General features: G+C 65.5%; 21 protein-coding genes and 1 pseudogene. 8 read left to right on the top strand and 14 right to left on the bottom strand.

What is annotated here, in order from left to right; translation table 11 throughout:
• Positions 1-8 precede the first annotated feature (8 nt).
• A complete protein-coding gene (locus tag CT3_RS13970) occupies positions 9-1,829 on the top strand; it encodes a cytochrome c biogenesis protein DipZ (RefSeq protein WP_066533537.1) in 1,821 nt (606 codons plus the stop codon).
• Positions 1,826-2,575: a peptide-methionine (S)-S-oxide reductase MsrA gene (gene msrA / locus CT3_RS13965; protein WP_066533535.1), complete on the top strand. Its 750-nt coding sequence runs from the start codon at positions 1,826-1,828 to the stop codon at positions 2,573-2,575. Before CT3_RS13970 ends, msrA begins: the two co-directional genes overlap by 4 nt.
• Positions 2,576-2,880: 305 nt before the next feature.
• Here msrA and CT3_RS13960 read toward each other — a convergent pair whose 3' ends face one another.
• From CT3_RS13960 to CT3_RS13945, 4 genes are all read right to left on the bottom strand, one after another.
• Positions 2,881-3,624, bottom strand: a complete 744-nt coding sequence (locus tag CT3_RS13960) for an anti-sigma factor (RefSeq protein ID WP_066533533.1) — start codon at positions 3,622-3,624, stop codon at positions 2,881-2,883.
• Complete coding sequence (locus CT3_RS13955) at positions 3,621-4,145, bottom strand: sigma-70 family RNA polymerase sigma factor (RefSeq protein WP_370510804.1); 525 nt, start codon at positions 4,143-4,145, stop codon at positions 3,621-3,623. The genes CT3_RS13960 and CT3_RS13955 overlap by 4 nt, the downstream gene beginning before the upstream one ends.
• 128 nt (positions 4,146-4,273) lie before the next feature.
• On the bottom strand, positions 4,274-4,846 hold the full coding sequence (locus tag CT3_RS13950; protein WP_066533532.1) for a DUF3455 domain-containing protein: 573 nt from the start codon (positions 4,844-4,846) through the stop codon (positions 4,274-4,276).
• 311 nt (positions 4,847-5,157) lie between these two features.
• Positions 5,158-5,721, bottom strand: coding sequence for a fasciclin domain-containing protein (locus tag CT3_RS13945; protein ID WP_066533531.1), 564 nt, complete (start codon positions 5,719-5,721; stop codon positions 5,158-5,160).
• A gap of 684 nt (positions 5,722-6,405) precedes the next feature.
• Between CT3_RS13945 and CT3_RS13935 the strand changes: the two genes are divergently transcribed.
• Positions 6,406-6,753, top strand: coding sequence for a hypothetical protein (locus CT3_RS13935; protein WP_127446237.1), 348 nt, complete (start codon positions 6,406-6,408; stop codon positions 6,751-6,753).
• Positions 6,754-6,916: 163 nt separating this feature from the next.
• Complete coding sequence (locus CT3_RS13930) at positions 6,917-7,459, top strand: DUF3885 domain-containing protein (RefSeq protein WP_127446236.1); 543 nt, start codon at positions 6,917-6,919, stop codon at positions 7,457-7,459.
• A 403-nt stretch (positions 7,460-7,862) separates the two neighbouring features.
• Here the strand turns inward: CT3_RS13930 and CT3_RS13925 are convergent, their stop codons facing one another.
• Positions 7,863-8,564 carry an aspartate/glutamate racemase family protein gene (locus tag CT3_RS13925; RefSeq protein ID WP_066533530.1) on the bottom strand — a complete coding sequence of 234 codons (702 nt, stop codon included), beginning with the start codon at positions 8,562-8,564 and terminating at the stop codon, positions 7,863-7,865.
• 279 nt (positions 8,565-8,843) lie between these two features.
• On the opposite strand from CT3_RS13925, the gene CT3_RS13920 reads away from it, so the two are divergent.
• Positions 8,844-9,722 (top strand): AraC family transcriptional regulator, encoded by an 879-nt coding sequence (locus tag CT3_RS13920; protein WP_225608636.1) that lies wholly within the window; start codon positions 8,844-8,846, stop codon positions 9,720-9,722.
• Positions 9,723-9,770: 48 nt separating this feature from the next.
• Positions 9,771-10,172: a cupin domain-containing protein gene (locus CT3_RS13915; RefSeq protein WP_066533528.1), complete on the top strand. Its 402-nt coding sequence runs from the start codon at positions 9,771-9,773 to the stop codon at positions 10,170-10,172.
• Between the two features lie 229 nt (positions 10,173-10,401).
• Here CT3_RS13915 and CT3_RS13910 read toward each other — a convergent pair whose 3' ends face one another.
• From CT3_RS13910 to CT3_RS21425, 4 genes and pseudogenes are all read right to left on the bottom strand, one after another.
• Positions 10,402-11,382 (bottom strand): tripartite tricarboxylate transporter substrate binding protein, encoded by a 981-nt coding sequence (locus tag CT3_RS13910; RefSeq protein WP_066533525.1) that lies wholly within the window; start codon positions 11,380-11,382, stop codon positions 10,402-10,404.
• 62 nt (positions 11,383-11,444) lie between these two features.
• Positions 11,445-13,106 carry a hydantoinase B/oxoprolinase family protein gene (locus CT3_RS13905; protein ID WP_066533523.1) on the bottom strand — a complete coding sequence of 554 codons (1,662 nt, stop codon included), beginning with the start codon at positions 13,104-13,106 and terminating at the stop codon, positions 11,445-11,447.
• The gene (locus CT3_RS13900; protein WP_256682329.1) at positions 13,103-14,563 is read right to left on the bottom strand and encodes a hydantoinase/oxoprolinase family protein; all 1,461 of its coding nucleotides are present in this window, start codon (positions 14,561-14,563) and stop codon (positions 13,103-13,105) included. Before CT3_RS13900 ends, CT3_RS13905 begins: the two co-directional genes overlap by 4 nt.
• A 165-nt stretch (positions 14,564-14,728) precedes the next feature.
• Positions 14,729-15,210: pseudogene (locus CT3_RS21425) on the bottom strand (hydantoinase/oxoprolinase N-terminal domain-containing protein); the annotation flags it as partial.
• A gap of 656 nt (positions 15,211-15,866) precedes the next feature.
• Between CT3_RS21425 and CT3_RS13895 the strand changes: the two are divergent.
• Positions 15,867-16,235 (top strand): DUF1428 domain-containing protein, encoded by a 369-nt coding sequence (locus tag CT3_RS13895; protein WP_066533521.1) that lies wholly within the window; start codon positions 15,867-15,869, stop codon positions 16,233-16,235.
• A gap of 128 nt (positions 16,236-16,363) precedes the next feature.
• Here the strand turns inward: CT3_RS13895 and CT3_RS13890 are convergent, their stop codons facing one another.
• The 4 genes from CT3_RS13890 to CT3_RS13875 all read right to left on the bottom strand — a co-directional run bounded on the left by CT3_RS13890 (position 16,364) and on the right by CT3_RS13875 (position 21,822).
• Positions 16,364-18,901 (bottom strand): TonB-dependent siderophore receptor, encoded by a 2,538-nt coding sequence (locus tag CT3_RS13890; RefSeq protein WP_083520292.1) that lies wholly within the window; start codon positions 18,899-18,901, stop codon positions 16,364-16,366.
• A 146-nt stretch (positions 18,902-19,047) separates the two neighbouring features.
• A complete protein-coding gene (locus tag CT3_RS13885) occupies positions 19,048-20,067 on the bottom strand; it encodes a FecR domain-containing protein (RefSeq protein ID WP_083520257.1) in 1,020 nt (339 codons plus the stop codon).
• A complete protein-coding gene (locus tag CT3_RS13880) occupies positions 20,064-20,588 on the bottom strand; it encodes a sigma-70 family RNA polymerase sigma factor (protein WP_066533515.1) in 525 nt (174 codons plus the stop codon). Before CT3_RS13880 ends, CT3_RS13885 begins: the two co-directional genes overlap by 4 nt.
• Positions 20,589-20,784: 196 nt before the next feature.
• On the bottom strand, positions 20,785-21,822 hold the full coding sequence (locus tag CT3_RS13875; protein ID WP_066533513.1) for a LysR substrate-binding domain-containing protein: 1,038 nt from the start codon (positions 21,820-21,822) through the stop codon (positions 20,785-20,787).
• 179 nt (positions 21,823-22,001) lie between these two features.
• On the opposite strand from CT3_RS13875, the gene CT3_RS13870 reads away from it, so the two are divergent.
• Complete coding sequence (locus CT3_RS13870; RefSeq protein ID WP_066533512.1) at positions 22,002-22,637, top strand: LysE family translocator; 636 nt, start codon at positions 22,002-22,004, stop codon at positions 22,635-22,637.
• A gap of 127 nt (positions 22,638-22,764) precedes the next feature.
• Here CT3_RS13870 and CT3_RS13865 read toward each other — a convergent pair whose 3' ends face one another.
• Entirely contained in the window at positions 22,765-23,634 is an 870-nt protein-coding gene (locus CT3_RS13865; RefSeq protein ID WP_066533510.1) for a LysR family transcriptional regulator, read from the bottom strand.
• Between the last annotated feature and the right edge of the window lie 39 nt (positions 23,635-23,673).

The raw sequence follows: 23,673 nt of genomic DNA, 5'->3' as shown, positions 1-23,673 counted from the left end.
AGCACGCCATGCTACTCATCGTTCTTGCCTACCTCGGCGGGGCGCTGACCATCCTCAGCCCCTGCATCCTGCCCGTACTGCCGTTTGTGTTCTCCCGCGCCAGCCAGCCCTTCATGCGCAGCGGACTGCCGCTGCTGGCGGGCATGGCACTCACTTTTGCAGTGGTCGCCTCGCTGGCCGCCGTTGGCGGCGGCTGGGTGGTGGCCGCCAACCAGCTGGGGCGCGGGTTGGCCCTGGCGCTCATGGCCGCCTTTGCGCTGGCCCTGCTGTGGCCCGGTCTTTCCGAACGGCTGACCCGGCCGCTCGTGGCCATGGGGTCGCGCCTGTCGGACACGGCGCAGACAGAAGACTCGCCCCGCATCGGCTCCTCCGTCCTGCTGGGCGTGGCCACGGGGCTGCTGTGGGCTCCCTGTGCCGGCCCCATCCTGGGATTGATCTTGACCGGTGCAGCACTGGAAGGCGCCAACGCCACCTCCACACTGCTGCTGCTGGCCTATGCCGCCGGTGCCGCCACCTCCATGGCAGCCGCTCTGTTGCTGGGAGGCAAGGTGTTTGCCGCGCTCAAACGCTCGCTGGGCTTTGGCGAATGGGTGCGCCGTGGCCTGGGCGCCGCCATGCTGGCCGGCGTGGCCGCCATTGCCCTGGGCCTGGATACGGGCGTGCTGGCACAGCTGTCGACCGCCTCCACCGGCGGCATCGAGCAAAAGCTCGTCGATCGCCTCAAGAAGCCACAGGCCGGCGATGCCATGGCCATGCGCGGGAACTCCACCATGATGATGCAGGGGCCCGCCATGGCGCCTGCGGACAACGGAGCCATGATGGCCGCCGGCGGCGCCATGCGCAGGGCCGCAGCGCCGACCCTGCCGGACGAAGGACTGGCGCCGTCGCTGGACGGGGCCACGCACTGGCTCAACTCCGCCCCGTTGACCGCCCGGGACCTGCGCGGCAAGGTCGTGCTGGTCGATTTCTGGACCTACTCCTGCATCAACTGCCTGCGCACCTTGCCCTACGTGAAGGCCTGGGCCGAGAAGTACCGCGACCAGGGCCTGGTGGTGGTCGGGGTGCATGCGCCCGAATTCGCCTTCGAACGCGACATCGGCAATGTCACCAAGGCCATGAAGGACCTGGGCATTTCCTACCCGGTCGCCGTGGACAACAAGTACGCGATCTGGCGCGCCTTCCAGAACCAGTACTGGCCGGCGCATTACTTCATCGATGCCACAGGCCGCATCCGCCACCACCACTTCGGCGAAGGCGGCTATGCGGAATCGGAACGCGTGATCCAGCAGCTCCTGCAGGAAGCCGGGACTGCGCAGACCGCCATGGGCCTGACGGAGGTGGACGCCACGGGGGTGCAGCTGGCCGCCAGCACCGATGCGATGCGTTCGCCGGAAACCTATCTGGGTTACGAACGCGCCGAACACTTTGTCTCCACCCCACCAGCAGTGCACGACAAGGCCACCCTCTATGCCGGCCCCACACGCCCCGCCTTGAACGCCTGGGGCCTGGAGGGCCGGTGGTTGGTGGGCCCGGAAAGCGCCACGCTGTCGGCACCGTCCGGCGGCATCGTCTACCGCTTCCAGGCGCGTGACCTGCACCTGGTGCTGGGTCCGGGGGCCGATGGAAAGCCTGTGCGCTTCAAGGTCCGTATCGACGGCAAGCCGCCGGGTGACGCGCATGGCATGGATGTCGCTGCCGACGGCAGCGGCACCGTGACCTCGCAGCGGCTGTACCAACTGGTGCGGCAGCCGGGCGACATTGCCGAACGCACCTTCAGCATCGAGTTTCTGGACCCTGGCGTCTCTGCCTACGCCTTTACCTTTGGATGACCGCCATGAAAACGCTTACCCAATCCCCCCTGGTGCCCAGCCGGCGCACCTTGCTCCAAGCCCTGTCTGCCAGTGTCGTCGTGGTGGGCGGCGGCCTGCTCTGGCAGCGCACGGCGCTTTCCGCGGAAGAGGCGGTCCGCATCCCCGCACCGGTGCAGGATCTGCCGCCGGGCGGCACTGCACCGCAACGCGCAATCTTCGCCGGCGGCTGCTTCTGGGGCGTGCAAGGCGTCTTTCAGCATGTCAAGGGAGTGCAGCGTGCCGTCTCTGGCTACAGCGGAGGCAGCGCATCCACGGCCTCCTACGAGCTTGTCGGCCGGGGCAACACCGGCCATGCGGAATCCGTGGAAGTCACGTTCGACCCGGCCCAGGTGAGCTACGGCACGCTGCTGCAGATCTTTTTCTCCGTGGCCCATGACCCGACCCAGCTCAACCGCCAGGGGCCTGACACCGGCACGCAGTACCGCTCTGCCATCTTCACGACCAGCCCGGCGCAGACCCAGGTGGCACAGGCGTACATCGCCCAGCTGGATGGGGCACGTGTGTACCGCAAGCCTATCGTGACCCGCCTGGAAGACAAGCCCAGCTTCTATCCGGCCGAGATCTACCACCAGGACTTCATGACCGAGAACCCGCGCCATCCCTACATCGCCATCAACGACCTGCCCAAGGTGGAAAATCTCCGGCGCCTGTTCCCGGACAGCTACCGCAAGGAGCCTGTGCTGGTAAGGAAGGCGCGCTACTGATCTCGCACAGCCGTGGCCTCCAAGCCCTCGGTGCGCGAGGGCTTGCGAGGCGCTGCTGCACAGACTCGCTGCAGCTAGGTCCTTTCCCTGCTTTCTGGTTTTCCACTCGCCCTCGTCCCGCATCGTGATGCCAGTGCGGTCGATCGCCAGGTGCGGATAGGCACTCCGCGAGTTCTTCTTGCAATGGCAAACGTGCAGTGGTCGGGGAGCAGCCCCATCCGGGTCTGGCATGCGCCAAAAGGCTCTCTGCGGGCCTCCAGCGAGGTCCGCAGCGGGGCACAGCCCCTGGCTAGGTCATGCCTGCCCTAGATTTTCACGGCCCGCCCGATGAATTGGATCGGACCTGTCGGCCGCCCGATGGGGGATCCGCCTGCAGGCTCCAGCGTCAGCTCGAACAACTGGTTGGGCTGCAGCGGCGGTAGCTGGTCGACCGGCACTTCGATTGCCTCACCCGGCTTGACCAGGCCCAGAGACACGGGCGCACTCCAGCCATCGGCCTTGGTCCAGAACTGCAGCGATTTTTCGGCCGGCACGGCATCAATGCCCAGCGGTACCAGTCGCAGCCGGCCTTCGGTCTGTGCCTGCACCAGCCAGCCCGGGGCTTGGCTTTGTGGCGCGGCAAGCACCACAAAGTAGCGGGGTGCCGGGGGCGCAGCGGCTTCGCGCACCACCAGCACGGCGGCAAGTACGGCAGCGGCTGCGAAACCGCCACCAGCCAGGCCGTGCCACAGCGCGAGGCTGTCCCACTGCCACCAGTGGCGGCCTGCGGCGGCAGGCTGTGCACGGCGAGCCGGCGCAATGCTGGCTGCAATGCGTGGCCATAAGCCAGCGCCGGGTTCAACGGGGTTGGCCAAGGTGGTCAGCGGCAGCAAGCGTTGCTCCCACCCCTCGATGGCGGCGCGCAAGGCTGGCTCATGGGGCAGGCGGGCTTCGATGGCGCGGCGCTCGGCTGCCTCAAGCGTGCCCAGTACATACTCGCCGGCTTGGGTCTGCAAGTCGTCGTAAGCTCCGCTGCCCATCGGCGGTTCCGGGCTTGTATCGTTGCTCATTGCATGCACTCCCGCAGGGCGCGCAGTCCGCGTTGTATCCAGGCCTTCACGGTACCCAGCGGCGCTTGCACCCGCTGCGCAATCTCGCCATGGGTACAACCGTCGATGTAGGCGTACAGCAGGCAACTGCGACGGGTCGGCTCCAGCCCGTCAAGGCAGTGGCCAAGGCGGCCCAGCGCAGCGTGCCGCGCCAATTCATCGCCGCTGGTGTTCCACGCCGCAAGCGCAGCCTGGGTGTCATGGTGTGCAGCGGCGGGCTCGTCCAGGGTTGTCTCGCGGGCGCTGTCCCGCACCCGGTTGAGTGCTGCATGCCGCACCACGCTATAGATCCAGCCTCTACCGGCCCCGCGGCTGGCATCAAAACTGGATGCACGGCTCCAGATGGACACAAAGGCGTCATGCAGCACATCTTCTGCGGCGGCACGGTCACGCACGATGCGCAAGGCCACGCCAAGCAAATAGCGCGATTCGCGCTCATAGATGCGCCGTAAGGCATCGCGGTCACCGTGCGCGCAGGCCATCAGGGCTGCGTCATGGTCGAAGGCGTCGTCGTTGAGGGTGGAGGGCAGCACGAAGAGAGGAAGGGTCCAGGGACGTAGAGGACGTAAAGGGCTTTCCTTCCCCAGTGTATCCGTGCCGTCCCCAAGGCTTACATGGGCTTCCAGAAAATGTAGTCAGCCTGGTACTTCACTACGGCTTTCTGGCCCTTGGTGGCATCGGTACAGGGCTTGTCTGCCGGCGCCACACCGCCCTGCAGAGCCACACGTTGGATGTAGCTCACGCCCACCAGCTCACCGCTGTCCATGGCCGGATTCGCCTTGACCAATTGGTAGGGCAGATTGCCAGGGCCCGAAGGCGCCACGGCAAGCTGTGTCGCAGTGAGCTTGGAGCCATCATTGGCGACCCAGGTGGCAGGGGGGCCGAAATAGCGGCCTACCGCCTTGCCCGCGCGGCTTTTCAGCACGGCTTCCGGGCCGACGAAGACCCATTCGGTCTGCCCGGGCATCCCGGCCTTGTCCTTGCATTCATAGGTGATGTCGCCGCTGCCCACGGTTTCCCAGGCGACTTTGTGACCCGCAGGGACCTGGATGGGGGCGGGCAGCGAAGCTTGCGAAAACGTGCTGGCTGGCTGGTGCATCGTGCCGCAGGCAGTGAGCAGGGCCGCAGCTCCTGCAACGGTGGCGAGGACGGCGAGGCGGGGCGCAGTGCGTGTGGTGGACATTTCGGCTCTCCTGACAGGGTGGTTGAAGGACTTGATCAGCAGTTTTTTTGTTCTGCTGCAGGTACTACCCGTCAGCGAGCGGTTTGGATGCAGGGGATCAAAAAATATTTTTTCCTGCGAATCCGTCGCTGCGACACCCATTGCTGGTCCACGCCTCTTTCCGAGCCGCAGTGGGCTGGCGTTTGGTAGGCAGCGCTTCAGAGGGCCGCTGCCCGTGGTTCGCAAGGCGCCTGCGCTGCAACCGGCCAGGTACTCCCTGAAGCTGCTGCAAGGGCTGGCCTTGAGCCCGTTGCAGCAGCTAGCCCTTGCCCTTACTTAGGCAGCAGCACCTTGTCGATCACATGGATCACCCCATTGGACTGGTAGACGTTCGGTATGGTCACCGTGGCCGTGCCGCCTTTTTCGTCGGTGAGCGTGATCTTCGAGCCCTTGGCCTTGGCCACCAGCGTGCCACCGCTGACGGTCTTGATGCTGGCCATGCCCTTGCCGTCCTTGACCATCTTGCCCAGGGCCGCGGCATCCCATTTGCCTGCGACCACGTGGTAGGTAAGTACCGTTGTCAGCGTCCCCTTGTTCTCGGGCTTCAGCAAGGTATCCACCGTACCGGCAGGCAGGGCGTCAAAAGCGGCATTGGTGGGGGCAAACACCGTGAAAGGGCCGGGCCCCTTCAAGGTCTCCACCAGCCCCGCCGCCTTGACCGCCGCAACCAGCGTGGTGTGGTCCTTGGAGTTGACCGCGTTGTCGATGATGTCCTTGGACGGCAGCATGGGGGCACCGCCGACCATGACATCCGCCATGGCGGCCACCGAAGTGGCGGACACCACGATAGCCAGACCGAAAGATGCCAGTGTGCGTGTGCTGTGAATCGAAGTCATGGAAAGCTCCTGGGAAGGTGGAACAAACGCCGCGATGCTGCGGCTGATGTGAATACGCTGCCCAGGCACGACTGGATTCAGAAATTTCAACGCACCTTGTTTTCTTTGGCTCCTGATTGGCGTCCGGTTGGGTGTGCTCTGCACGCACCAAACCGTGGGCTGCGAAATTGAGCCATCAAGACGAGGGCAGCAGGTTCTGCCCTCGTCTTGGTGGAGATATGTCTTGGCATCCTGCAGCGGCTCGGTTGCGTGTGTGCCAATGCTGGCGGTGGATAGCCGACAGCAGCCTTCAGCGGTGGCGGCTGTCGACCCTGAGCCGCCTCCAGCTACAAGCTCGAAAGCCGTCACTCATTAGCCAGCACGGCCTGAAAAACATCGGCTTACTGCCGCGCCCCATATCACGCGATGCCGCAAACCGTGCCATTTCACAAATAGGCCTGTTCGGTGCGCAGGCTATAGTGTTTGTAACGAATTCGCTCACGGACCTGGTCCCGCAACCGTGTGGCGCGCAACACAGGGGGGGGCGGCGGGTTTCATGGCTAAATTTAATACTTTATTTTCATACAGCATGTATGCCGAAGAGCTTGGCTACAAGCCCCTTTCCGCGTTCTTTTCGTGCCAATTTAGACCGCAAACGCCAGATATGGCCTGCGGCTTGGTGCCGTCTAAAGTACGTTAGCCGTCATGAATGTCAAAGACCTCCGCGATTGGTTGCAACTGCTCTTTGTTGTGCTGGGCGGCTTTGTAGCCCTTGCGGCCTATCTTCAGAATCTTCGTCAGCGGAGGGTCGAGAACGCACTGAAGTTCATTGGTCTTTTCCGCGATGGTTTGCGCGAGAAAGATCTTGAGCATTGGCAAGATCTGTTCATACGAAGCAGCGAGTCTGCAGGAGCAAAGCCAGGCACGTTTGCGACCGAAGACGGGAAGTACGCTTCCGTCGGGGAGTATTTTTCAGAGGAGAGTGGTGATGGCCACGCCATTTCTCGAATACGCTGCGCCAAGCATCTATGCGTTTTTCAAGAAGTACGGTAGTCAAGCAAAGTCTTGGCCGCATCGAATGTTCGCTTACATCGAATGACGGCTAACCCTTCCATCGAGAGGACGCTTTCCGGCCTACGGCCTCCAAGCACCTCTCATGTCAAACGTTAGGCCTCAAGAAATGCATTGCAGTCCGCTTAGTTGGTGGAAGTCCGATATGGGAAACGTGGCACCTGTTGGCCATGCGCTTCGGCAGTACATGCGATCTAACTGGATTCGTTTTCATTCGCTCCCAGGATCCAAGCGATACCCTGAGTCTGAGCTTGAGGTTCACGAAGTCATTTCTCGTCACTGCCAAATTGCTAGCGAGCTGTTTGTTCCCGGCGAGCAACTCTATGCGTATCAGTCGCGATACCCGCTGTCCCGGCGCGAGACGAATGCGCGGCAAAGCATTGCTGGGCGGCAGTTGCGAGAGGCTAGTTTGGAATTCCCAGTCAACCCTGAGACCGTCGCGAGAGAAGACGACGACGTCCTTGTCACGCGCGCACTGGTTACAACGTGGAAACCAGATTTCTACGACCGGCTTGTTCAAGAGATCGCCCATGATTTGGAATATATGGTTACGCTAGTGTCTCCAGCGTCCAAGAACGTTTATTGTCCATACGATGGAGGCATGGATATCTTCGTCTTTTCTCGTGGCGTTCCAGAACTGGAGGCGAAGTTCTCTGCATGGCTTTCCGGCAGGCCCGACAGGCTATGAGGCCTAACCATTCGCTCAAGCGGACTCGTGTCGGCAAGCCGCCCCTAGCGGCTCAGCTTCAAGGTTGAGCGTCCGCTTTTACTCGCAACCACCGCCCGCTTCTGGCCGGATGCAGTCGGTCACAAAAATTCGCTCCCACGTAGATACATCGCATTGCCATCGCATCCCACAATGCCACCTCATTCTGGGAGAGCTGCGCGGTGTACAGGGTGTGGAGGCCGGGGTGCAGGTGCATGGGCGGGCTCAGCCACTCCAGGCACACTTGGTTCCTATCTTCATGGAGCCTGTGCCCTGAACCTGGTCAGAATCGCCCGCTCAGCCTGAGCGTCGGGGGAAATGCCCGCTTCAGCCGCTGATGGTTCTCCGGAACGATGTCCTTTTGCACCCAATGTTGCAGCCGGAATCAGGCTGCGTCCGGCAAACCCCACTCCGCCGCAGCGGCGGCATGGATCGCGGTGGTGTCGAACAGCGGCACGCTCGCATCCTGCTGGCCCACCAACAGCGAAATCTCCGTGCAGCCCAGGATGATCCCTTGGGCTCCACGCGCGACAAGGCGCCGCATCACGTCGCGGTAGGCCTGGCGCGAAGCGTTTTCCACGCGGCCGAGGCAGAGCTCTTCGTAGATCACGCGATGCACCAGATCGCGGTCTTCCTGATCGGGCACAAGCACTTCGATGCCGTGCCGCTCCGCAAGGCGGCCGCGATAGAAATCCTGCTCCATCGTGAAGCGCGTGCCGAGCAAACCGATGCGGGACAGGCCGGCTTGGCGGATTTCCGCTGCGGTCGGGTCTGCGATGTGCAAAAGCGGAATCGCCACGGCCGCCTCGATGGCCGACGCCACCTTGTGCATGGTGTTGGTGCACAACACGATGACATCCGCACCGGCACGCTCCAGCGCCTGCGCCGCGTTGGCGAGCAGGGCGCCCGCTGCCTCCCAATCACCCTGGTGCTGCAGGCGCTCGATCTCGGCGAAATCCACGCTGTACAGCACCACCTTGGCAGAGTGCAGCCCGCCCAGCCGCGCCTTCACTGCTTCATTGATGTGGCGGTAGTAGGGAATGGTGGATTCCCAGCTCATGCCGCCAAGTAGACCGATAGTTTTCATGGGATTCGGGATCGCGAACACGTATGGCGTTGATATGGCGCCGCATGGTGTGAAAGCGCCAATCGAAGAATGCTTGTCTGGATGCTATCACCGCTGCATGGAGCGGCCGGAGCCGGAAACGGCCCGCTGTGGGGGCTGGTGGCCAAGCGCTCCATGTCGCGCGTCCCTGAACGCAGCGACTGGATGGTGCGGCCTTCACACCGGGCATCTGCTTGTGCGGTGCATGGCCACGGCGCACTGTCGGCCAGGAGCAGACCTTCGCAACGAAGCTTTCGACCCATGTTAGAAAGCACGATGACGAAAGTAATGCATCTGGATCAAAAAAGCTGGCTCCATCGCAGCGATGCGATACAGGGAATGGAGCGCATTGAGGCTTTTTTCCAGGGCAATGCCTACGGCATGCACCGACACGACACTTATGCCATTGGCTGCACGATGGCCGGAGTGCAAGCCTTCCACTACCGGGGCGCCCACAGACAGAGTCTGCCAGGCCACACCATGGTGCTGCATCCCGACGAGGCGCACGACGGCCAAGCGGGAACGGATGACGGATTCCACTACCGCATGATCTATGTGGCTCCTGCACTGATTCAGGAGGTGCTCGGAGGCCACGCGCTTCCCTATATTGAAGGCGGCATCACGCAATCCCCGCGTGTTGAGAGCGCCACCAGAGCCGTGCTGGACCAGCCACTCGGGGCAAGCAATTCCATGGAAGAAACCGACGCCATCGTGGAGCTTGCGCTCGCGCTCCATGCCGAAGCGGGCGGCACGGGTGGAGCCGGCGGACTGCCTGCCAGAGACTTCCACAGCACCAAACTGGCCCATGATTTTTTGTGTGACTCCTGGCAAGACTCCATCTCCATGGAGGATCTGAGCACCGTCACCGGGCGGGATCGCTGGAGTCTGTCCCGCGATTTCCGCAAGTTCTATGGCACCAGCCCGTCGCGATTTGTCATCTTGCGCAAGCTGGATGTGGCAAGGCAACGCATGCTCTGCGGGGCTTCGCTCGCCGATGCGGCAGCATCCACCGGGTTTGCGGACCAGGCCCACATGACACGCCATTTCACCCAGACCTTTGGCATGCCGCCTGGACGGTGGTTGCGGATGATGCGCTCCCACATAGCTACGCCTTCCGGCGCACAAACGTTCAAGATCTGACGGCTTGTTTTGCCTACGCTGGGGCCTTTGATGGATCAAGGACCAGCCATGGCTGCAAACATTTCTTCCCCTGCCCAGGACCGTGGGCAGCAAGTGCCCGTTAACTTATTGCGCAAGATCGGTCTGATCCAAGACCATTGGCAGCCGCGTGTGGTGGCTGAAATGAATGACTACCAGTTCAAGGTCGTGAAGATCGCCGGGGACTTCATCTGGCATGCGCACAGCGATACCGACGAGGCATTCATGGTGCTGGAAGGCGTGCTGCGAATCGACTTCCGAGACCACAGTATCGAACTGCAAGCTGGTGAAATGGCGGTGGTCCCCAGAGGGGTGGAACACAAGACGTTTGCGGCAACGGAAGCCAAACTGCTGATGATCGAACCCGCAGGGGTTCCCAACACCGGGGACAGCGATTCGGAGCGAAGGGCTCTCAATGACGTGTGGATCTAGAACCAGGCGCACTGGCAATGGGCCACGGCATGGCGAGTGAACGTTTGGCCGATACGGTTCGGCCGATACGGTTGGGCCCATATGGGCGAAAAGACCATGGCGCATGCGCGCCTGGATCGCTCCGCGTTGCAGGCAACATGCCGTCTGCGCGAGTACGCCAGAACGCCACCCAGCAAAAAAGCCGTGACACACAAGGTGCCACGGCTTTTTTTTGGGGGGGCTGGCAGCGTCAGGGTTGCACGATGCCGGGGTTCTTTTCGACCACGCTCTTCCAGCGTGCAATGTCCTGGTCAATGAACTTCTGGAAGGCCGCCGGCGTTCCGGGGGCCAGTGTGATGCCGCTGCGGGTGGTCAGAGCGTCCACCACGCTAGGATCTTTCAGTACCTCGTTGATGGCGGCATTGACTTTCTGCACCACATCGGCTGGCGTGTGGCTGGGAGCGACCACGCCGTAGTACACGCCCAGGTCGTACGCGGGGTAGCCGGCTTCGCCAAAGGTGGGCACGCCGGGGGCCAGGTGGGAGCGCTGGGTGCCGCTGATGGCCAGGGAGCGCACCTTGTCTGAGGCCACATCACCCAGCAAGGGGTTGATCAGCACGTCGATCTGGCCACCGATCAGCGCCGCCAGTGCATCGGAACCACCCTTGTAGGGGATGTGCGTCATTTTGATGCCGGCGATGTGGTTGAACAGCTCGGTGGCCATGTGGGGGGTGCCGCCGACGCCGGAGGAGCCGAAGTTCAACGCGCCGGGGTGGGCCTTGGCGTAGCTCACCACGTCGTTCAGTGTTTGAAACCCGCGCTGGGTGCTGACTTTCATGATCACCGGGCCGACGCCGACGTAGGCCACGGCACGCAGGTCTTTCTGCACGTCGAATTTCAGGTTGGGGTAGACCGCGGGGGCAATGGCAATGCTGTTGGCCACGACCAGCAGGGTGTAGCCATCCGCTGGCGCGCGTGCCACCAGGCCGGCGGCGACGTTGCCGCCCGCGCCGGGCTTGTTGTCGATCAGCACCGGCTGGCCCAGCTTGTCCGACAGCTTGTTGCCGACGGCGCGGGCCACCATGTCAATACTGCTGCCGGCAGAGAAACCCACTACCAGCGTGATCGGTTTTTGGGGGTAGGCGGCGGCCAGTGCCGGGTGCGCGGTGGCGAGCAATGCCAGGGAGGCCAGGCTCCAGCGAGCCAGCGAGCGTTTGGTCAGGGAAATCATGGAACGACTTTCAAGGGATGAGGGAGGAGCCGGGGTGCGCCGGAATGCGCCGAGATGCGCCATCAGTGCGCAGACGCAGCGGTAGAGGGAAGGGCGGTGGCGCTGACATATCCCAGCAGGCGGTCGCGGGCGATGGCATCCGCGCTGCGGGCCGCGGCAGGGCCGTAGCCCCCACCGCCGGGCGTGCGCAGCGTGACCACGTCACCGGGTTGCAGCACTTGCGGGGTGCGGGAGTTGATGGGCTGGCCATTGATCCAGACCGCGCCCGGGGCGCCGTCGTCGCCTCCGCCCAGTCCGGGTGCCGCCACCTTCAGGCGTTCGGTCAGGAACACCACATTCAACGGGCCCTCGTGCTGGTTGACGAACTGGATTTCCTCGCCCAGGCCACCGCGCCATTGGCCGGTGCCGCCCGAGTCGGGAATCAAGGCCTTGCGCATGAAACGCAGCGGGGCATCGCGCTCGGCCACCTCGATCGGGGTGGGCGAGATGTTGCTGGGCCAGGACATGACCGAGGCCCCGTCCTTGCCGTATGTGGCACCCATGCCGCCGTTGTAGAACAGCACATTCGCAAAGGATTTGCCGTTGGCACGGCGGCCCGTCAGGTTGGTGATCCACACCGGCGATCCGACACCGGCCATGACACGTCCGGGCAGCAGCGGGAACAGCGCCCCGAAGATGGTGGTAGGCACATAGTGCCCGGTGCAGGAGCGGCCACCGACCGGGGCGGGCGAGAGCGGGTTGAGCAAAGAGCCTTCCGGGGCGACGGTGTGAATCGGCCGGAACAAGCCCTGGTTGTTGGCCAGATCGGGCAGCAGCAGGCTCTTGATGGCATAGGCCGTCATGGCGTGGGTATAGGCCAGCACGCAATTGACGGCGCGGGGCTGCTGGGGGGAGCTGCCGGTGAAGTCGCAGGTGAGCGTGCCATCGGCAATGCGCACCGTGACTTCGAAGCGGAAGCGCTCGTCAAAGCCGTCGGTGTCCATGCCGTAGCGGTACTCGCCATCCGGCAGGGCGCGAATGGCGGCGCGCATGGCCTGTTCGCTGCGGCTGAACAAGGCCTCGGCCAGGTCGTCGACACCGGTCAGCCGGTACTCGTGCAGCAGGTCACTGACGCGGCGGGCAATCAGTTCGGTGGCGCTGGCGTGGCACCAGATGTCGCCCACGGTCTGCTCGGGTGTGCGCACATTGGTGCGCAGCAGGCTCAGCAAGGTGGCATCGGCCCGGCCTTCCCGCAGGAAGTGCATGGGCGGAATGTGGAAGCCTTCTTCGAACAGTTCGCGGGCATCGACCGACCGGATCTTTCCGCCGATGTCGGGCACATGCCCTGCGGTGGCGGCGAAGCCGACCAGCTGCGATGCATGGAAGATGGGCTTGACCAGGCACACGTCATTCAGGTGGCCGGTGCCGATCCAGGGGTTGTTGGTGATGTAGATATCACCGTCGCGCATGGCCTGCGTGCCGATGGCGCCGATGATGGCGCGCACGGTGTTGCCCAGGGTGCCGATGAACGAGGGAATGGCGCCGGCATTCTCGGCAATGGTCTGGCCCTGCGAGTCGGTCATGACGACGGCAAAGTCATTCGCCTCGGACGACAGGGTGGAGAACGAGGTGCGCACAATCAGCTTGGCGGCCTCGTTCACGGCGGAACGTACGCGGGTCCAGAACACCTCCAGAAAGATGGCGTTGTCGGCGGTGTTGTCGTGGGTGGGGCGGGTGGTGCTCATTGCGCAGTCTCCACAGTGATGACCAGGTTGGCGTGCTCCGTCATGGTTATGCGGCCCAGCGGGCCGACGACGACGGTGGTGCTGGGCTCTTCCACCAGCAGGGGGCCCGCCATGGCAAAGCCCGGGCGCAGTTGTGCACGCCGGAAGATGGGCGTGGACACGTAATCGCGCACTTCATGGAAATACACATCGCGATGGGCCACCGGCTCGGGCGTGCTGTGGCTTGCGGGCAGTGGTGCGGCGTGGAAGGGCTCCACCGGTGGCGCTTCCCCGGTGATGCGCAGATTGACCAGCTCCACCGGAACATCGGGCGGGACGCGGCCGAACTTGCGCTGGTATTCGCTGCGGAATGCCTGGTCCAGCTGGGCGCGCCATGCGGCTTCTCCGGCGCTGTCTGCAAAGTGGTAGGGCCCGCTGGGCAGATCGACCGTGAGGTTGAAGCCCTGGCCGACAAAGCGGCCATCGGCCCGGCGCTGCAGCTGGATGGGGCCAAAGCCCTGCTCCAGCGCGTGCAGAGGGGGAAGCGCCTGGGTTTCCAGGGCTGTGAACTGGGTTTCCAGCGCACGCAGATCGTCGGTGGCAGGCTTGAAGCTGATGGTGCGCGAGCGATCGGACCGCGCCGTGGCGACCAGCAAGCCAAAGGCCGAGGCCACGCCTGCTTCGGGCGGCGCAATGATGGTGGAGATGCCGATCTTGCGTGCCACATAGTAGGCATGCAGCGGGCCTCCACCGCCCGTGGCGACCAGCACGAACTTGCGCGGGTCCTGTCCGCGTTCCGACACATGCACGCGGGCCGCGGCGGCCATGTTTTCGGCCACGATGTCGTGCACCCCCCAGGCCGTGGCGACGGCGCTGTGCTGCAGTTGCTGGCCCAGTGCCGCAAAACCGGCCACCGACTGCTGGCGGTCCATGGCCAATGTGCCCCCGGCGAAGAAATCGGGGTTGAGGTAGCCCAGCAGCAAGTTGGCGTCGGTGACCGTGGGGGCATCGCCGCCCAGGCCATAGCACATGGGGCCGGGTTCGGACCCTGCGCTGCGCGGGCCCACCTTGAGCAGGCCCAAGGCATCCTGGTGCGCAATGCTGCCGCCGCCAGCGCCAATCTCGATCAGGTCGACCGTGGTGATGTGGATGGGCAGGCCACTGCCTTCGGCAAACCGTTGGCGGCGGGCTGCCTCGAAGCCAAAGCTGATGGAGGGCTGGCCCTGGGTGACCAGGCACAGCTTGGCGGTGGTGCCCCCCATGTCGAAGGCCAGCAGATCCCGGTGGCTTTCCAGCAAGCTGTGGTGAACGGCAGAGACGGCGCCCGCCGCCGGGCCGGATTCCAGCAGGGCAATCGGCAACTCACGGGCATCGTCAATGCGTGCCAGCCCTCCGTTGGACAGCATCATCAGCACGCCGCGCGGCAGACCGATGGCGGCCAGCTCGTCGGCCAGCTTGTCCAGGTAGGCGCGTGCCATGGGCTTGATGTAGGCATTGGCCAAGGTGGTGGTGGTGCGCTCGTACTCGCGGATCACCGGTGCCGTCTGGCTGGAGAGCGTGAGCGTCAGCTGGGGGTGGCGGGCCTGAATGGCGGCTTGCAATGCCAGCTCGTGCTGCGGCGAGGCATAGGCGTGCAGCAGGCAGATCGCCAGCGACTCGACCCCGGCGTGCACCAGGGTGTCCACCGCAGCCAAGGCCTGCGGGATGTCCAGTGGCTCGATTTCCTGTCCCTGGGCGTTCAGCCGGCCTGCCACTTCGGCCCGCAGGTGGCGTGGCGCCAAAGGCTGTGCGCGCTCGATCTGCAGGTCGTACAGATCGTATTTGCGTTCGTTGCCCATCTCGGCAATGTCGGCGAACCCCTGGGTGGTCAGCAAACCGGTGCAGGCACCGCGGCGCTCAATGAGCGCATTCGTGAAAGCGTGGTGGCATGGACCACCAGCTCGACGCTGTCAGCAGGGATGCCATGGTTGCGCATCAACTGTTGTATGCCCTCGATGACGCCCATGGAGGGGTCGCCGTGCGTCGTGAGCACCTTGAAACTGCGCTGTGTTCCTGTGGCGTGTTGCAAGGCCACCAGATCGGTGAACGTGCCTCCGATGTCTATACCAACGGACCATTTCGACATGACTGTTATTCCTTGTTTTTCGGTGCCTGTGCGGCGGCCATCGGGGCGGTGTGGCGCGCAAGGACACGTTTAAGGCGTCATTCAATCGGTGTTGATATAGCGTTCGGGAATAAGAAAATGTTGGTCACTGTTTTGTAAGGGTAATCCCGCAATGGGCCGCAATGTGCCGTGATTACACGGCGCTCTTCGCAGCGACTGCCCCTGGTTTCACGCCTTGCCATGCCCATCAACCTGCGGTGGACTGGGCCGTGTGAGCAGTGTGTAGAGCCGCTCTGGGTCCTTCGCGCTATGGGACAAGTTGACCGGCCGCAGGGCCGGCTTCGGGCCGGATGCAGTCGGTCACAAACCTTTGCCCCCGCTCAGGTCTGCAGCACTACCATGGCATCCCACAACGCCACGTTTTTCGGGATGAATTGCGGGGTGGGCACAGAGGCAGGCCAGCGCGCATACGCATAACAGCGCTCAGCCACGCCAGGCACGCTCAGCGTGCCGTGTGCCGCAGACAACGTGGCAAGGCCATGCCCGGCGCGGATGGTGGAAGCCGGGCCTTCGCACCCAAGGGATCAGCGCTGCAGGCATCGCAGCGGTCGGCCCCATGGGTATCCCGTAGCGGTGCTGCGCCAGCACCGACCGATTGAACCAGCAGGAGTGCATACATGTCCTATATCGATGGTTTCGTGATCGCTGTGCCCACCGCCAACAAGGAAAAATTCATCGCCCATGCGCGCACCTTGGACCCCATCTTTCTGGAGCTGGGGGCCCTGCGGGTGATCGAGGCGTGGGGCGACGATGTGCCCGACGGCAAGCTCACCGACTTCCGGCGCGCAGTGCAGGCCACGCCCGAGGAAACGGTGGCTTTCTCGTGGATCGAATGGCCGGACAAGGCCACGCGCGACGCCGGCATGAAAAAGATGATGGAAGACCCGCGCATGGACCCGTCCGCCCCCGGCAACCCGCCCATGCCTTTTGACGGAAAACGCATGATCTTCGGGGGCTTTGAACCGGTGGTCGAAGTGAAGGCCTGAAGTGGCCGGGGCAGGGCGGTAGCACCTGTTCAGCAAGCCCAGGCCCGCGCCTGCTTTGCCAGGGTCACTGCACACGCACCGCGCCGGCGTGGGCGCGGCCGTGGGCATTCACCACACACCGCCAGGTGTCACCACTGGTAGGCCAGCTTGGCGACCGCCGTGCGTCCTTCCCCCATATTGCAGGCCAGGGCAAAGAAGCACGATGCCACGTAGTAGCGATTGGTCAGGTTGCGCACATTCAGGCTGGCAGTCCAGCCTTTCCAGCGCGGATCGGCCTGGGCCAGGTCATAGCGCAGCGACAGGTCCCACAGGGTGTAGGCCGGCACTTTGAACGTGTTCAGCGCATCACCCCAGGCGCTGCCCGTGTAGCGGGCACCCAGGCCGACGCCCAGGCCCTGGAGCACGCCGTCATCGAAACGGTGGTCCACCCACAGCGAAGCCATGTGTGCCGGTGCCTTGAACAGACCCTTGCCTTGCACCGTGTAGCCGCTGGACGATGCGTTGTCCTTGGTCACGACGATGTCGTTGTAGCTGTACGCCGCGGCCACACGCATCTGGCGTGTCAGCTGCAGCACGCCTTCCAGCTCGATGCCACGGGAGCGTGTTTCCCCCGTCTGCACGTTGTAGCGCTCATCGTCCGGGTCGATGGTGCTCACGTTCTGGCGGCGCAGGTCGAATGCCGCCAGCGTCACAAAGCTGTCCTGTCCCGGAGGCTGGTATTTGATGCCCACTTCCACCTGCTTGCCCGTTTCCGGGTCGAACGAGGTGCTGCCCCGTGCGGGAGAGGTGGCTCCTGTCACCGGGGTGAAGGATTCCGAATACCCCACATACGGGGCCAGGCCGTTGTCAAAGACATAGTTCAGGCCGGCGCGTCCGGTGGTGGCCGACCAGCTGCGGTTGGTGGTGAATTCGCCGATCCAGCGGTCCTGCACTTCGGTATCCACTTTGTCATGGCGGCCGCCCAGCGTCAGCACCCAGCCGCCCAGCTTGATCTGGTCCTGCAGGTACACGCCCGTCTGCGTGGTGCGGGTGGAGGCATTGACCCAGGACGTGTAGACCGAGGTGTCCACCGCCGCGCCATAGTTGGGTGCAAACACGTTGTCCAGCACGGGGCCCACGCCCCATTTCTCGTTGCGGATCGTATGGCTGCGGCTGTAGTCCAGGCCCACCAGCAACTGGTGCTCGGCCGCGCCGGTCTTCACCCGGCCCAGCAGGTGGTTGTCCAGCGCCACCACATCCCCGTAGGCATGGCGCAGCTGGTAGTTGCGCAGCAACTGCGTGCCGTTCACCAGACCGCTGGCGCGGGCCAGATAGTTCTCGTGGTTGTCGAAATCACCGTAGCGGAAATTCTGGCGCACGCTCCAGTCGTCGTTGAACTCGTGGCGGAATTCATAGGCCAGCGATTTCTGCTCCTGGGTCTCCCGGTCAAAGCCCGGCTCGCCCAGGAACCGGTCCATGGGCATGCGGCCGTACGGGCTGCTGCCGTTGACGGCCGCCCAGGGCACATTGGTGCTCGCCAGTGCCCAGTTCTTCTGGTACACGGTGCGCACATCCAGACTGGTGCGTGCATCGGGCTGCCAGCGGATGGTGGGCGCCAGGTACACGCGGTCGTCCTTCTGGTGGTCGATGACCGCATCCGCCTTGCGGCCCAGCGCCACCATGCGGTAGAGCAGGGTCTTGTCTTCGTTCACAGGGCCGCTGACATCGGCGGCCAGCTGCATGCGGCGATGCGTGCCGGGCGACAGCTCGATTTGCCCGCGCTGGTACTCGGTGGGCTGCTTGGACACCAGGTTCACAATGCCCCCGGGGTTGGACTGGCCGTACAGCCCGGACGTCGGCCCCTTGAACACCTCCACCCGTTCCACGCCATAGGGCTCCTCGGCCATCATGCCGAAGAAGCCCAGCGGCCGGTAGCGCAGGCCGTCCACGTAGAAATCGGCCGACTGGAACCCCCGGATGTAGACATTGGTCGCCGCATTCTGCGCACCGCCGCTGTCGGGCCGCACATTGGCCAGATACCGCATGCTTTCACCCAGATGCTGCACGCCCTGGTCATCCATCCGCTCGCGCGTGACCACCGAGATCGACTGCGGCGTTTCCACCAGCAGCGCATCCGTCTTGGTGCCGGTCGAAGCGCGCCGTGCCACATAGCCGCCGGCTGGGCCCCAGGCGGTTTCGCGCTCGGCCTGCGCCGTCACCCGCACCTCGCCCAGGGGCGCGCCCTGGCCGGCGGCGGCACCCGGTGCCACCACCGGCAGCGCACGCAGCACATAGCTGCCCGGGCCAGCCGCCTGGGCCTGCAGGTTGGAGCCGGCCAGCAGGCGCACCAGCGCCTCGTCCACGGCGTAGCGGCCGTTCAGGCCGGGCGTGTTCCGGTTCTGCACCAGGGCCGGGGGCGCACTGATGCTGATGCCGGCATCGGCGGCAAACACCGTCAGGGCCGCGCCCAGCGGACCCGCCGGGCCCTGGAAATTCCGGGCCGTGTCGGCAGCCTGCGTGGTCGGCTGGGCCAGAACGCCTAGCGGTGCCATGGCGCCCGCTGCCAGCGCCAGGGTGATGAGCACGGCATGGGCGGTGGCGGTGTGGCGTGGTGCGTGCGCATGAAGGCGGGCAGTGCGGGCCGTGTGGGGCGTATGGGCCACGCAGGATGGGGGCAGGGAGACCATGGTGTTCCTTGGGGAAAGTGCGATGGAAAAGTGCAGTGCAAAAAAGCGCTCCATCGAACAGGACACACCGGTCTTGCAAAAGGGGCCAAACAGGGACCGAACCGGGGCCAGGCCGGGGGCACACCACGCCCCATGGCCTCCAAAAATCAACCGGCAGGCAGCACGGTGACCCAGTAGCGGGTGCGGTAGATCACCTGTACCGGCAGCAGGTGCACCAGGTTCTGCAGCACGGCATCGGTGTCGGCCAGCTGGAAAGCGCCGGTCAGCCGCAGGCCGGCCACGGCCGGGTCGCAGCGCAGCAGGCCATGGCGGTAGCGGCCCAGTTCCGCCACAAAGTCGCCCAGCCGCACATCGTCCACGGCCAGCACGCCCTGGGCCCACTGGCCGGCGCCACTGTCGGCCGGCTGCGCGGCCGCCACCTGGTGGCGGTCGAACGCGGTCTGCTCGCCCGCCTGCAGGCGCAGCGCCGTGGCGGCATTCCGCGGCTGTACTTCCACCGCCCCTTGCAGCACGGCCACCTGGCTGTGGTCGCCCTCGGTGCTCACACTGAAGCGCGTGCCGATGGCGCGCACCCGGCCCTGGGGCGTTAACACCACCAGGGGGCGGGGCAGGGGATTCGGGTCGGGGGCGGTTTCCAGAAACACCGCCCCGGAGCGCAGGTGGATGCTGCGTTGGTGGCCGTCAAATTCGATCTGCACCACCGTGGCCGTGTCCAGCGTCATGCGGCTGCCATCGGCCAGCGTCCAGCTGCGCCATTCGCCGGTGGCCGTGGCGTGGCTGGCCGTCCAGCGCTGCCAGGGCTCGGTGCGCCAGGCCAGCCAGCCCGCAGGCGCGACCACCATCAGCACGGCCAGGGCGCGGGCCGCATCGCGGCGCGCCACGCGCTGGGGCCGGCGCAGGCTGCTGCCCAGTGCGGACGGCACGCCAGCGGCGCGCTGGCTCACGGCCAGGGCGCGTTGCCAGGCCTGTTCGTGGGCGGGGGCCTGGGCACGCCAGGCGGCGCAGGCCTGGTGGTCGGCGGCCGTGGCATCACCGTCTTGCAGCTGCACAAACCATTCGGCGGCCTGCAGGGCGACCTCGCGCGACAGCGGGAGCGGTGCGGCAGCGGAAACAGAAGCTGAAGCAGCGGCAGTGGAAACCGAAGCGGATGCGGTGCTGCGGTTCATGGCGCCAGCAAAATGCATTCGGCCATGGCCTGGGCCATATAGCGCTTGACGGAGCGCAGGCCGATGCCCAGCTCCTCGGCAATGGCGGCATAGGTCAGCCCCTCCACCTGGGACAGCACAAACACGGAACGCACCTTGGGCGGCAGGCTGTCCAGCATGGCATCCAGCTCCTGCAGGCTTTGCAGAATGACCAGCTGCTGCTCGGGCGACGGCGCCTGGGCCTCGGGCAGGGCGGCCAGGGCCTCCAGATAGGCCTGCTCCAGCGACTGGCGGCGCAGGTGGTTGATCAGCAGCCGCCGCGCTACCGTGGCCAGGTAGGCGCGCGGCTCACGCAGCGGCGCGGTCTGCAGGTCGGCCTGGCCCGCAGGCGTGGCCAGCAGGCGCACAAAGGTGTCCTGTGCCAGATCGGCCGCTTCCCAGGCATTGCCCAGGCGCCGGCGCAGCCAGCCCTGCAGCCAAACCTGGTGCGCGGTGTACAGGGCGGTGACTTCGGGGTGGGCGGCGGTGGGCGTGGCAGACATGGCGCAAGTGCAGGCAGGAGGGGTGTCGGCAAAGGGCGTCATTATGAGATCAATTCTCATTTGCAAGAAGCCCTTGCGGTATCCCGTGGCGAACCGGCCACTGGGCTGCTGGCACTGCGCCGTCGATAGACCGCCCACCAGCGACCCATGGCGCTTCCACTTGCCATCGCGCCGCGTTGTCTCCCCTTGTTCCGGCTTATTCCGCTTCACGCAGCGTGCGCCGCTCCACGCCCAGATCCCCCAGGCGCGGCACGCGTGCTTTCAGCCAGCGCCCCAGCGCCCGGATGGCGCTGTCGTGGGCGCTGCCCCGCGGCCAGACCAGGTGGTAGCCGTCGCCGGTGGGCACGGCCGTGGGCACGGCGGCCACCAGCTGTCCGCTGCGCAGGGCGTCTGCGGCCAGGGCCAGGTCGGCCATGCTGACGCCGTGGCCCTGGATGGCGGCGGCCATGCCTTGTTCCAGCGTGTCAAACACCAGGGCCGTGGGGCTGTCCGGCTCCCGGGCCAGACCCAGGCCGGCACACCAGCGGCGCCAGTCGCGCCGGTCGGGGGAAGGGTGGATGACCACGGTGTGCGGCAGTTGCTGCAGCAGCCGTGCGGCCGGTGTGACCTGCTCCGCCTGCGCAGCCGATGCGGCGGGATCGGGAACATCGGGCCCATCCGGTGCCCCCGGCGCTCCCGGTGCATGGGGAATGGGCTGCAGACCCAGTTGTGCCGCCACGGCCGGGCTGCACACCGGCAGCAGCCATTCATCCACCAGCTTCAGGCTGTGCCACTGCGGGTGTGGGCGAAAGTGGCCCAGCAGCACTGCGCAGTCGTACGGCTCGCTGGCAAAGTCCACATGGTCCACATCCATCCACTGGCTGTGCAGCAGCACCCGTTCCTGCGGCAGCGCGGGGCGGTGGGCCTGCAGTGCGGCCAGCAGCCAGCGGGTGGTGAGCGAGGTCGGGGCCTTCAGCCGCAGGCCGTCGCTGCGCTGCTGCATGCGGGCGCAAGCACGCTCGATGGTGCGAAAGCCCGCACTCAGCTCCTGCGCCAGCAGCTGGCCTTCGGCCGTCAGGGCCACGCGCGGGCCGTGGCGGGTGAACAGCGGGCGCTGCAGCTGCGCTTCCAGCGTGCGGATATGGCGGCTGATGGCGCTGGGCGTGAGGTGCAGCTCCTCCCCCGCGCGGGTGAAGGATGCGGTGCGTGCGGCGGCCTCAAAGGCGCGCAGGGCATACAGCGGGGGCAGGGACATGGTGCGGGACCCGCCCCACCGCAAGCGGTCTGCCGGGCGGACATTGTGCGTAAAACTCACAGTGTAGATGCGTTATTTGCGTTTTGCGCGCAAGCCAGCGCCCGCCAGAATCCGGCCCCGTTTGGGTCCATTTGGGTCCCTTTGGGTCCTTTCTCCTGCCACTGCCTCTGTCCGCTCCCATGCCTGCTGCCCTGTTGCTGTCCTATGTGCTGTCCATCGTGCTGCTGATCGCCACCCCCGGCCCGGTCGTGGCCTACATCACCCAGGTGGCGCTGCAGCAGGGCCGGGGCATGGCATGGCGCACGGCGCTGGGCACCAGCAGCGGCGCACTGGTGCTGATGGCGCTGGCAGCGCTGGTGGTGGGCGGGGTGCTGGTGCTGCACCCGCAGGCCCTGGCCTGGCTGGGGCTGGCGGGCAGCGGTTTTCTGATCGTGCTGGCTGTTAGCGGCCTGCGCGCCTGGGGCGCTGCAGGGCGGCACAGCACGTCGGCCGCAGGGACTCCTCCCGGGCGCCAGGGCGGCTGGCGGCGCGGCTTTGGCGTGGCCGTGGCCAACCCCAAGGACATTCTGTTCTTTGCCGCGCTGTTCCCGCAGTTTCTGCACGCCGCCACCAACCCGCTGGCGCGGCTGGGCCTGCTGGCCGCCATCTGGGTGGGGCTGGACCTGCTGATCCTGGCGGGCTACATCGCCGCTGCCCAGCACCCGCGCGTGCAGCGCCACCAGCGGGTGCTGACGTTGTGGTCCCTGCTGGCGCTGCTGGCCATGGCACTGGTGGCGGCCGCCTGGTCGCTGCAAGGGCTGTGGCCGCAGGGGTGATGATTCCGGGCGGTGGTATGCGCAGCCCGGGTGCACTGCAGTCTTTTCCTCCCGGCTCCTGGGCCGCCGTGGTGCGGCCCCACCCCTGCTGTCCACCAGCGCCCCCGGGTTGCGTGGTGGCCCTGGCTTACGGGCGGATCGCGCTGCGGTAGGCCGCCGCCAATTCGTCCAGTGCGGCGCAGGCCCGTGCATCGCGGGTGTGGCTGTGCAGCAGGACCGGCAGGCGGGGCAGGGCTGGCAGGCCCAGCCGGGCCCCCACGTCCACGGCCCCCAGGGGCAGCATGCGAGGCGCCAGGGCGGCAATGCCCAGGCCGGCCATCACGGCCTGGCTGACGGTGCCCACCCCGCCACCCACAAACACTTCGGCCCAAGGCAGGGTGGCGGCATCCAGCAGCTTGCTGGCCATCTGGCGTACGCCGCAGGGCTCGGCCAGGGTCACGATGGGCAGGGGCTCGCCCGCACGCGGCTGCCAGTGCGGGGCCGCCAGCCAGCCAAACGGTTCTTCGGTCAGCACTTCGCCGTCGGTGCGCCCGCTGTGCAGGCGCACCAGGGCGGCATCCAGTTCGCGCCGGTCATAACGTTGCAGCAGCTCGCCGGATGAGCCTATGCGCAGCACGATCAGCAGATCGGGATGCCGGGCGTTCAGGCGGGCGGCCAGCGCCGGTAGCTCGGGCCCGGCCACATGGTCGCTGATGCCGATGACCAGGCGCTGGCGCGCGCCGGTGAAGGCGCTCAGGGCATGGTGGTGGGCCTCCAGCAGCGCACGCGCATGCGCCACAAAAGCCGTGCCCTGGGGAGACAGCTCCACATAGCGGGGCGTGCGCTCCAGCAGGCGGCAGCCCAGCCGGTCTTCCAGGCGCTTGAGCTTCAGACTCACGGCGGCCTGCGTGGTCTGCAGGGTTTCGGCGGCGCGGGTGAAACTGCCCAGCTCCGCCACCTGCAGAAAGGTGGCCACGGCATCCAGGTCCAGAGGGCGTTGCACAGGCTGTTTTGTCATTTCAAAAGTTTATCAATGAAATTCCTTTTGATAAATATT

Source organism: Comamonas terrigena NBRC 13299 (assembly GCF_006740045.1).
GTDB lineage: Bacteria > Pseudomonadota > Gammaproteobacteria > Burkholderiales > Burkholderiaceae_C > Comamonas > Comamonas terrigena.
This window is presented reverse-complemented; position numbering and strand designations above follow the sequence as displayed.

Excerpts from the sequence above, each read along its gene's own strand:
- CT3_RS13945 (WP_066533531.1), bottom strand. The coding sequence starts at position 5,721 with ATGACTTCGATTCACAGCACACGCACACTGGCATCTTTCGGTCTGGCT.
- CT3_RS13885 (WP_083520257.1), bottom strand. The coding sequence starts at position 20,067 with ATGAACCGCAGCACCGCATCCGCTTCGGTTTCCACTGCCGCTGCTTCA.
- CT3_RS13970 (WP_066533537.1), top strand. The coding sequence starts at position 9 with ATGCTACTCATCGTTCTTGCCTACCTCGGCGGGGCGCTGACCATCCTC.
- CT3_RS13930 (WP_127446236.1), top strand. The coding sequence starts at position 6,917 with ATGGGAAACGTGGCACCTGTTGGCCATGCGCTTCGGCAGTACATGCGA.
- CT3_RS13955 (WP_370510804.1), bottom strand. The coding sequence starts at position 4,145 with ATGGCCTGCGCGCACGGTGACCGCGATGCCTTACGGCGCATCTATGAG.
- CT3_RS13865 (WP_066533510.1), bottom strand. The coding sequence starts at position 23,634 with ATGACAAAACAGCCTGTGCAACGCCCTCTGGACCTGGATGCCGTGGCC.
- CT3_RS13910 (WP_066533525.1), bottom strand. The coding sequence starts at position 11,382 with ATGATTTCCCTGACCAAACGCTCGCTGGCTCGCTGGAGCCTGGCCTCC.
- CT3_RS13870 (WP_066533512.1), top strand. The coding sequence starts at position 22,002 with ATGCCTGCTGCCCTGTTGCTGTCCTATGTGCTGTCCATCGTGCTGCTG.
- CT3_RS13875 (WP_066533513.1), bottom strand. The coding sequence starts at position 21,822 with ATGTCCCTGCCCCCGCTGTATGCCCTGCGCGCCTTTGAGGCCGCCGCA.
- CT3_RS13925 (WP_066533530.1), bottom strand. The coding sequence starts at position 8,564 with ATGAAAACTATCGGTCTACTTGGCGGCATGAGCTGGGAATCCACCATT.
- CT3_RS13905 (WP_066533523.1), bottom strand. The coding sequence starts at position 13,106 with ATGAGCACCACCCGCCCCACCCACGACAACACCGCCGACAACGCCATC.
- CT3_RS13935 (WP_127446237.1), top strand. The coding sequence starts at position 6,406 with ATGAATGTCAAAGACCTCCGCGATTGGTTGCAACTGCTCTTTGTTGTG.
- CT3_RS13900 (WP_256682329.1), bottom strand. The coding sequence starts at position 14,563 with ATGGCACGCGCCTACCTGGACAAGCTGGCCGACGAGCTGGCCGCCATC.
- CT3_RS13950 (WP_066533532.1), bottom strand. The coding sequence starts at position 4,846 with ATGTCCACCACACGCACTGCGCCCCGCCTCGCCGTCCTCGCCACCGTT.
- CT3_RS13880 (WP_066533515.1), bottom strand. The coding sequence starts at position 20,588 with ATGTCTGCCACGCCCACCGCCGCCCACCCCGAAGTCACCGCCCTGTAC.
- CT3_RS13960 (WP_066533533.1), bottom strand. The coding sequence starts at position 3,624 with ATGAGCAACGATACAAGCCCGGAACCGCCGATGGGCAGCGGAGCTTAC.
- CT3_RS13915 (WP_066533528.1), top strand. The coding sequence starts at position 9,771 with ATGGCTGCAAACATTTCTTCCCCTGCCCAGGACCGTGGGCAGCAAGTG.
- CT3_RS13890 (WP_083520292.1), bottom strand. The coding sequence starts at position 18,901 with ATGGTCTCCCTGCCCCCATCCTGCGTGGCCCATACGCCCCACACGGCC.
- CT3_RS13920 (WP_225608636.1), top strand. The coding sequence starts at position 8,844 with ATGTTAGAAAGCACGATGACGAAAGTAATGCATCTGGATCAAAAAAGC.
- CT3_RS13895 (WP_066533521.1), top strand. The coding sequence starts at position 15,867 with ATGTCCTATATCGATGGTTTCGTGATCGCTGTGCCCACCGCCAACAAG.
- msrA (WP_066533535.1), top strand. The coding sequence starts at position 1,826 with ATGACCGCCATGAAAACGCTTACCCAATCCCCCCTGGTGCCCAGCCGG.